The following is a 5,478-nucleotide window of genomic DNA, read 5'->3' as shown; positions in this document are numbered from 1 at the left end:
GAGTTCCTAACGTATTCGGTTGGGTAGTCGGCGCCAGCAGATGAGGCTGGTGGCCAGGGCGAGGAAGTCGTGGTGGATGTCGGTGCGGCGTTCCCACCGGGTCGCCAGACGTCGGAACTGGTGCAGCAGTGCCAGGGTGTGTTCCACAACAGCGGACGGGCTGGTTGGTGTCGCGGGTGCGTTTCCGGCTGATCAGTGGCGTGATCCCACGCTGCCGGAGCTGCTCGCGGTAGGGCTCGTCGTCGTAGCCGCGGTGCGCGACGAGCATGTCGGGCTTGCGGCGCGGGCGCCCGCGCCGCCCTCGCACCGGCGGTATCGCCTCGACCAACGGCAGCAGCTGGGTGCTGTCGTGCCGGTTGCCGCCGGTGAGGATGACGGCCAGCGGAATGCCACCCCCGTCACAGATCAGGTGGTGCTTCGCGCCGGTTGTGCCTCGGTCGAGGAGGGCTCGGCCCCGTGGCCGCGCCCCCTTTTTTTTCGTGCGAATGTGGGAAGCATCCGCACACGCTCGCGACCAGTCGATGGGCCCGGCAGCATGGAGTTGCGCCAGCAACACCTCGTGCAGTCGGTCGAAGACCCCGGCGGCCTGCCAGTCCCGTAAGCGGCGCCAGCAGGTCATCCCGGACCCGAACCCCAACTCCTGCGGCAGATCTTCCCAGCCGATGCCCGTGTAGAGCACGAACAAGATTCCTTGCAGCACCCGGCGGTCATCCAGCGGCTTCGGCCCCGTCTTACCGGCCGGGCACACCGGCAGCAACGGCTCGACCCGCTCCCACAACTCGCCCGAGACCACCCACGGCGCAACCATCACCAAGATCATCCCAGCCCAAGATCACCAACGTGTCAGCTAAGAACAGCGGAAACCACGAAGCTGGTTCCCCACAACCTGGCTGAGAGTTGGACTCCGCTACCCAGAAGAGCATGGGATTACGGAGCCTAACCCACGATTCGATCCCGACTTGGTTCTATCAACCCGGACATCCCGGAAGTTCCAGGAAAAACCTAAATTAGAAACTGCTGAATCACGTCAGGAGAAACCACAACAATAAGACCCGCCACCAAAAACGGAGGGACCATCAAAATTATTCGTTTTATCTGAGCCTTCGTTCTTTCGACAAAGAATATTACAACAATTATGGAACAGACACAGAAACCCCACAAAAGTAGAGCATCATTTCCCAAGCTAAGTCTCGTTTCCTCCAGAGTGGAGGCCAACAAAAGCGCAATAGCAGCAGCGGCGGAAGCCGCGCCAGCCCACGAAGCGCTACCGATACCAGAGAAAAGAACCCCGAGAACCCCTCCAGCAAATACGGCCAGCAGACACCACATGAACATGTTACCAACCTGGACCGAAATAGCAGGAGCAGCCGGGTAGTAGATAGTATTATAGAACAGCGCCTTACAGAAATAAAAAGCAATCACAGCAAAAAACAAGCCGATTGTGCTGCGCAGTACAGCTTCCCTCAGATGCAGTCGTGCACTCACCACCAGAGACAGAAGCACCCACAAGGTCAAAGCATGCGCGAACGGATTCAAAATGTGATAGTAAAAGCTAAACGCGGCAAATATCCCTGTAAGTGCTCCGGTCGCACCGACAGCAAGCAGCGAAACCGCACCCCCTTTCTTGGACTCGAAAACACTCCGCTCATACTGCTTTTTTTCAGAAACCCTAAAAATCATACCGACTCCGCATTTTTATTCAATGCTTTCGCGTTTTTATGCAGAAAATTTTGCCAGCCTATCGATTTTAATGCCACAAGGGAATTTATTTATATTTCATATTTTCCTCTGAATATTGCCACACAAGAGACTTCAATGATCATAATACATGGAAACGTACACCCGATAACAAGAGGGGAGGGTTTGATAGATGCAAACGTTGCGCATAACTGGTGTCCTCAAGTGGTGGATGCATCAGTGGGGTTGAGCAGGAGTTCGTTGAAGACCTGGTTGGGTTCGCGCCATCCGAGAGTCTCGCGTGGCTGATCATTGAGTTAGTCGGCGACCGTGTCGAGTTCGTGTTGGCTGTAGTAGGATAGATCGGCTTCTTTTGGAAAGCATTCAGGTAGCAGCCGGCTGGTGCGCTCGTTGGTGCCGCGTTGCCACGGCGGAAGCAAAAGTAAACGGGCATGTTCGACCGCATCGTGAAGTCCGCATAGCGGGCCATTTCCTTGCCCTGGTCCCAGGTGGTGCTGTTCCGCAGACATGGTGGAAGACTCTCCATATTCTTGGTCAGCAGGCAGGAGACCCGTTCTGCACATGGGTCGTAGGGAATGAGGACAAGCATTGTATATGCGTGTGCGTCCTCCCACCAGTGTGTCAATCTGGGATTGATTCGCTTTCCCAGGGATCAGGTCAGCTTCCCAGAAGCCGGGTACGGCCCGATCGTCGGCCGCTTTAGGGTGGTTGCTAATCATGGCCATATCGGGGATCTTGCAGCGTGTTTCCGCCGTCCACGATGGGCTCACGCGGCGTGCGCCCGCTGCGCAACGCCGGCTTCAGCTCGGTCCGCAATGGTCCTCGTGCTTGCAGGAACAATGCCTGATAGATCGTTTCGTGTGAGACGCGCATCGAGGAATCGTCTGGATGCTGTGTGGGATCCTGCGACCATTTCTTGTCGAATCCCTCGTTGACCACCTGATGCAACTCGGGTCGTGTTTCCAGTTTCCACGCTTTGGGCGTTCCACCTGCTTTGATGTCGTCCCAGCTCGGCTGCGATGCACCGATGCGACATATAACGCGCTATTCCACGGGAAATTATTTCCCACTTTTCGAATAGAATTGGCTTGACACGCGCCACGCAGACCACCTTTCATAGCAGGTTTCTTAATTATCCTACGTGACGCACTGACCACTGGAGCTGGCAACTGATTCTCCAGACTGAACAAATATTGAAGGTTATGCCCTGAACTATTTCCCAGGTTTCCTGGAGTAACCATAGTCCGGTGATGATCTAGAGACACTCGTTGAATATGGACGAGTGGGCGACAGTACCGGGTGCCCCATATCTCCCGTTTTCTCAATTGGACGATGACGCGTTCGACCGGGTAGCGGAGCAGGGCTATTGTGGTGTTGACTTTTTCCTTGGCGGCATCGAGGATTCTTTTTGGCGTTTTGTGAGGTTGGGGGATGGCGCTTCCCAGGTAGCTGAGGTCACCGATCGTATCGGCATGATTCAGTGTCTGGTACAGCGATGAGTGGCGGAACACCGTGAGGTCGTGGGTGGCTCTAGTGAAAGAGTTTCGACAGTGCGAGAAGCTTCTCGTGAATCTCGGTGGTGACGTACAGGGGCACTCCGCGACGTCGGTGTTTTCTCGAGATCAGTCTTTCCTGGTCGTGACAGTTTCACGTAGGGATTAGTAAACCATCGATCGGGGTGACGTGCCCGTCAAGTCCTCCGTGGTCTTTTGCGCCCATTCGTCTACTCCCCCGATCAGGATGGGTTCGATGCGGCGCAGCACGCGTGAGACCCTCGACTGACTCGTGTTCCGCAACGCCGCTAGATACTTCTGGGACAGATACATCCAATAGGACGCCAACGTCACCACCCGAGCCATGAACACCGGCAACGTCTTCCTCTGATCCCACCGAACCAGTTCACTGATCCGTTCGGCCAACTAGCACAGCTCGTCATCAGGCCCCCTGTGGTATCTTACGTATCGTAACATTTTTCTCTTGAGTACATAGTGTTCTTAATAGAATTCCATCACACCCGGAAACGTCATTGTTTTCTATTTTAACCTCGTTTTCGGATTTTCTGCATAAACTTCGATAGCTTATTTTCTGCCTCAGAAGCAAGCATCGAGACCATTGCCTCGATGCTTGCTTCTCAAATGGAAATTATTCTTTGTTGTGTCGCAGGATTTTATCTGAGCTACGAATGAATCTGAATTACGCCAACATTATTATCGAACCTCCCGATTCCCGTATTGTAGTCATACTGAACGTAAACATTCTGCTCAGTATAAGTATACGCTTTATTGGTGATATCAGCATACCCGCAGTCTCCATTTCCGAATATACTGGAAAGATTATTTTTCCACCATGAAACAGGCGTGATTCTATAGCCAGCACTATCGCAGTTACCTGCGTCTCCGTATATCACCGTCATATCACCGTCTTTGTCACGGTTAAAGTTTTTATGCTCATACCAGTACATGATTGCCATGCTTGCTTTAACTGTTACGTCATCAGTGCTATCTGATTTTTCTGCTAGTTTCGCTTTCATCTTTGCAGTTGCATCAGCAGAAGATTCCGATGAGCAGGCTCTTGCCAGAACGGGAGATTCTTTACCTGCCTCTGATTTTCCAAGCTTTATCGCGCAGTATGAATCACTTTCAGAATGTGCTGCTTCTTGCGCGGTAGCAGCACCTGCAGACGTAATAAAAAGTGCCGCCGCAGCGGCCAAGCTTCCTAATAAATCAATCTTTCGCATTGAGAAATGCTCTCCAATCATGAATTATGCAGTTTATTCTATTTGTCGGAGCTATATAAATTTTATTGTTTCTAACTCCTGCTTGAAAAGTTATTACATGAACAGTTGGCAGGAGATACTCCAAACGGGCGAAAATGATCATGAGGTAGATCACCATACTATGTAGACAGCAAGGAATTTACTGTTGTGTTCTTAGCTGACACGTTGGTGATCTTGGGCTGGGATGATCTTGGTGATGGTTGCGCCGTGGGTGGTCTCGGGCGAGTTGTGGGAGCGGGTCGAGCCGTTGCTGCCGGTGTGCCCGGCCGGTAAGACGGGGCCGAAGCCGCTGGATGACCGCCGGGTGCTGCAAGGAATCTTGTTCGTGCTCTACACGGGCATCGGCTGGGAAGATCTGCCGCAGGAGTTGGGGTTCGGGTCCGGGATGACCTGCTGGCGCCGCTTACGGGACTGGCAGGCCGCCGGGGTCTTCGACCGACTGCACGAGGTGTTGCTGGCGCAACTCCATGCTGCCGGGCCCATCGACTGGTCGCGAGCGTGTGCGGATGCTTCCCACATTCGCACGAAAAAAAAGGGGGCGCGGCCACGGGGCCGAGCCCTCCTCGACCGAGGCACAACCGGCGCGAAGCACCACCTGATCTGTGACGGGGGTGGCATTCCGCTGGCCGTCATCCTCACCGGCGGCAACCGGCACGACAGCACCCAGCTGCTGCCGTTGGTCGAGGCGATACCGCCGGTGCGAGGGCGGCGCGGGCGCCCGCGCCGCAAGCCCGACATGCTCGTCGCGCACCGCGGCTACGACGACGAGCCCTACCGCGAGCAGCTCCGGCAGCGTGGGATCACGCCACTGATCAGCCGGAAACGCACCCGCGACACCAACCAGCCCGTCCGCTGTTGTGGAACACACCCTGGCACTGCTGCACCAGTTCCGACGTCTGGCGACCCGGTGGGAACGCCGCACCGACATCCACCACGACTTCCTCGCCCTGGCCACCAGCCTCATCTGCTGGCGCCGACTACCCAACCGAATACGTTAGGAACTC

5 protein-coding genes and 1 pseudogene are annotated in these 5,478 nt (G+C 54.9%); 1 reads left to right on the top strand and 5 read right to left on the bottom strand.

What is annotated here, in order from left to right; translation table 11 throughout:
* Positions 1 to 6: 6 nt before the first annotated feature.
* The 5 genes and pseudogenes from BLQ75_RS22825 to BLQ75_RS23240 all read right to left on the bottom strand — a co-directional run bounded on the left by BLQ75_RS22825 (position 7) and on the right by BLQ75_RS23240 (position 4,435).
* A protein-coding gene (locus BLQ75_RS22825) for an IS5 family transposase (protein ID WP_425286481.1) occupies positions 7 to 808 on the bottom strand; the annotation gives its coding sequence in 2 pieces (ribosomal slippage) (positions 7 to 151 and positions 150 to 808; 804 coding nt in all).
* A 194-nt stretch (positions 809 to 1,002) separates the two neighbouring features.
* A complete protein-coding gene (locus BLQ75_RS23250) occupies positions 1,003 to 1,680 on the bottom strand; it encodes a hypothetical protein (RefSeq protein WP_139183086.1) in 678 nt (225 codons plus the stop codon).
* Positions 1,681 to 2,409: 729 nt separating this feature from the next.
* On the bottom strand, positions 2,410 to 2,637 hold the full coding sequence (locus BLQ75_RS24370; protein WP_244515877.1) for a hypothetical protein: 228 nt from the start codon (positions 2,635 to 2,637) through the stop codon (positions 2,410 to 2,412).
* A 386-nt stretch (positions 2,638 to 3,023) separates the two neighbouring features.
* Positions 3,024 to 3,245: pseudogene (locus tag BLQ75_RS24860) on the bottom strand (hypothetical protein); the annotation flags it as partial.
* A gap of 629 nt (positions 3,246 to 3,874) precedes the next feature.
* Positions 3,875 to 4,435 (bottom strand): hypothetical protein, encoded by a 561-nt coding sequence (locus BLQ75_RS23240; RefSeq protein ID WP_139183085.1) that lies wholly within the window; start codon positions 4,433 to 4,435, stop codon positions 3,875 to 3,877.
* Positions 4,436 to 4,670: 235 nt separating this feature from the next.
* Here BLQ75_RS23240 and BLQ75_RS22805 point away from each other — a divergent pair.
* Positions 4,671 to 5,472 (top strand): IS5 family transposase gene (locus tag BLQ75_RS22805; RefSeq protein ID WP_425286481.1). Its coding sequence is split into 2 segments (ribosomal slippage): positions 4,671 to 5,329 and positions 5,328 to 5,472, totalling 804 coding nucleotides; the frame shifts between segments, so codons are not numbered across the junction.
* Positions 5,473 to 5,478 lie beyond the last annotated feature (6 nt).

The sequence above is a fragment of the Actinopolyspora xinjiangensis genome (assembly GCF_900104475.1).
GTDB lineage: Bacteria > Actinomycetota > Actinomycetes > Mycobacteriales > Pseudonocardiaceae > Actinopolyspora > Actinopolyspora xinjiangensis.
The sequence above is the reverse complement of the archived record's forward strand: the minus strand, read 5'-3'. Positions and strand labels throughout refer to the sequence as shown.